The 2,382-nt window shown below is 65.5% G+C and carries 4 protein-coding genes; all 4 read left to right on the top strand.

Annotation, left to right across the window (positions count from 1 at the left end):
* On the top strand, positions 1 to 230 hold a 230-nt coding region (gene secE / locus DD1DGNOD_RS23110), incomplete at its 5' end, for a preprotein translocase subunit SecE (RefSeq protein WP_131771018.1).
* 83 nt (positions 231 to 313) lie between these two features.
* On the top strand, positions 314 to 1,120 hold the full coding sequence (nusG, locus tag DD1DGNOD_RS23105; protein WP_131771017.1) for a transcription termination/antitermination protein NusG: 807 nt from the start codon (positions 314 to 316) through the stop codon (positions 1,118 to 1,120).
* A gap of 43 nt (positions 1,121 to 1,163) precedes the next feature.
* Complete coding sequence (gene rplK, locus DD1DGNOD_RS23100; protein WP_131771016.1) at positions 1,164 to 1,595, top strand: 50S ribosomal protein L11; 432 nt, start codon at positions 1,164 to 1,166, stop codon at positions 1,593 to 1,595.
* Between the two features lie 172 nt (positions 1,596 to 1,767).
* On the top strand, positions 1,768 to 2,382 hold a 615-nt coding region (gene rplA / locus DD1DGNOD_RS23095), incomplete at its 3' end, for a 50S ribosomal protein L1 (RefSeq protein ID WP_131771022.1).

Below are 2,382 nucleotides of genomic sequence, written 5' to 3'. Positions count from 1 at the left end.
ACGCGGCACCGCGGGCCGGCCGGCCGGCCAGGCCCGCGGGCCGGCGCCGTACGACGCCGCTGCGGTTCTATCGGGAGGTCGTCGCGGAGCTTCGGAAGGTCGTCTATCCGGGCCGGAGCGAGCTGATCACCTATGTGATCGTTGTACTCGTGTTCTGTTCGGTCACGGTGGCCTTCGTCGCCTCGTTGGACTTCGGTCTCACCAAGGCGGTGTTGGCGATCTTCGGCTGATGTGAACCGAATCCCGCGGATTCATGTCGCCCCGAGGCCCGCACAGCTCGCAGAGCACGGTTATAGAGAGAAGGAACGTCCGCGTGTCCCAGTTTCCCGAGCACGTCTCCTCCGAACAGGGGGAGGCCCTCGACGGTCTTGACCCGCTGGCGGCACTGGCGCGCGACGAGGTGGCGAGTACGGAAGCCGGCGCCCTACCGCAGGACGGCGAGGGCGGCGACGGCTCCACAGGTACCGACACCCGCCCCGGCTATCTCACGGCGGACGCGGCCGACACGGTGGACGTGAGTCAACCCGCTGTCGACGACGACGACGATGACGATGACGGGGACATCCGGCGTGCTCTGGAGGACGCTCCGGGCGAGTGGTACGTCATACATTCGTATGCCGGATATGAGAACAAGGTCAAGACGAACCTTGAGACCCGGATCTCCAGCCTCAACATGGAGGACTACATCTTCCAGATCGAGGTTCCGACCGAGGAGGTCCCGGTCATCAAGAACGGCAAGCGTCAGCTGGTGCAGCAGAAGAAATATCCTGGCTACATCTACGTACGGATGGATCTCACAGACCAGTCGTGGTCGGCGGTCCGTAACACCCCGGGGGTTACCGGCTTCGTGGGTCTGACCAACAAGCCGTCGCCCCTGCGCACGGAGGAGGTCCTTTCGATTCTCGCGCCGCCGGCACCACGCGAGAAGAAAGTCGAGACGGTCCGGGTACAGGAGTTCGAGGTCGGGGAGTCGGTGACCGTCATGGACGGTCCGTTCGCGACCTTGCCGGCGACCATCAGCGAGATCAACCTCGACGCACAGCGGCTCAAGGTGCTGGTGTCCATCTTCGGCCGCGAGACGCCGGTCGAGCTTCAGTTCAATCAGGTCGCAAAGATCTGAATCCGCTCCCACCAGCTCCAGTAACTCGGAGAGAAACGACACCATGCCTCCCAAGAAGAAGATTGCCGCCATCATCAAGCTCCAGATCAATGCCGGTGTGGCGACGCCGGCGCCTCCGGTGGGGCCGGCGCTCGGCCAGCACGGCGTGAACATCATGGAGTTCTGCAAGCAGTACAACGCCGCCACCGAATCCCAGCGCGGGAACGTGGTCCCGGTCGAGATCACGGTGTACGACGACCGCTCGTTCACCTTCGTCACCAAGACGCCGCCAGCGGCGCGGCTCATCCTCAAGGCCGCTGGTGTGGAGAAGGGCAGTGGCGTGCCGCACCGCACGAAGGTCGCGAACCTGACCGCCGAGCAGATCCGCCAGATCGCCCAGACCAAGCTGCCGGACCTCAACGCCACCACCCTGGAAGCAGCCGAGAAGATCATCACGGGGACCGCCCGGTCGATGGGCATCACCGTCAGCGAGTGACAACCGGTCCGCTTGGACGGCTGGACCGGCGGTGAACGCAACGACTGTGGGAGGGCGCCCGATCGTGCCCGACCCGTACCGGCGTGTGCCCAGGTTGCAGGGCCACTGACCGGGACGAGGTGGGTAGCACAGTGGATCGGCTCCGGCCCGCCATGACCACGAGGAGACACACATGAAGCGCAGCAAGGCATACCGGACCGCGGTCGAGAAGATCGAGGCGGATCGGTTGTACACGCCGTTGGAAGCCGTCCGGCTGGCCCGCGAGACCTCCACGACCAAGTACGCCGCGACCGTCGAGGTCGCGCTGCGCCTCGGGGTGGATCCGCGCAAGGCCGACCAGATGGTCCGTGGCACCGTGAACCTGCCGCACGGTACCGGGAAGTCCCCGCGGGTGGCGGTTTTCGCCGTCGGGGAGAAGGCGGCCGAAGCCACCGCCGCCGGTGCCGACGTCGTCGGCAGCGACGATCTCGTGCAACGGATCCAGGAGGGTTTCCTGGAGTTCGACGCGACCGTCGCGACCCCCGACCAGATGGCCAAGGTCGGCCGTATCGCCCGGATCCTCGGGCCGCGCGGGCTCATGCCGAACCCCAAGACCGGCACGGTCACCCTTGACATCGCCAAGGCCGTCCGCGACATCAAGGGTGGAAAGATCAACTTCCGGGTTGACAAGCAGGGCAACCTTCACATCGTCATCGGGAAGACGGCCTTCACCGACGAACAGCTGATCGAGAACTACGGTGTCGCACTGGACGAGATCGTTCGGGTCAAGCCGGCCGCGGCCAAGGGC

Origin of the sequence: Candidatus Protofrankia californiensis, from assembly GCF_900634765.1 — a bacterium.
In the GTDB taxonomy this organism is placed as follows: domain Bacteria; phylum Actinomycetota; class Actinomycetes; order Frankiales; family Frankiaceae; genus Protofrankia; species Protofrankia californiensis.
This window is presented reverse-complemented; position numbering and strand designations above follow the sequence as displayed.

What these genes read in the sequence shown, in the direction of transcription:
- rplK (WP_131771016.1), top strand. Translation starts at nt 1,164, where the DNA reads ATGCCTCCCAAGAAGAAGATTGCCGCCATCATCAAGCTCCAGATCAAT.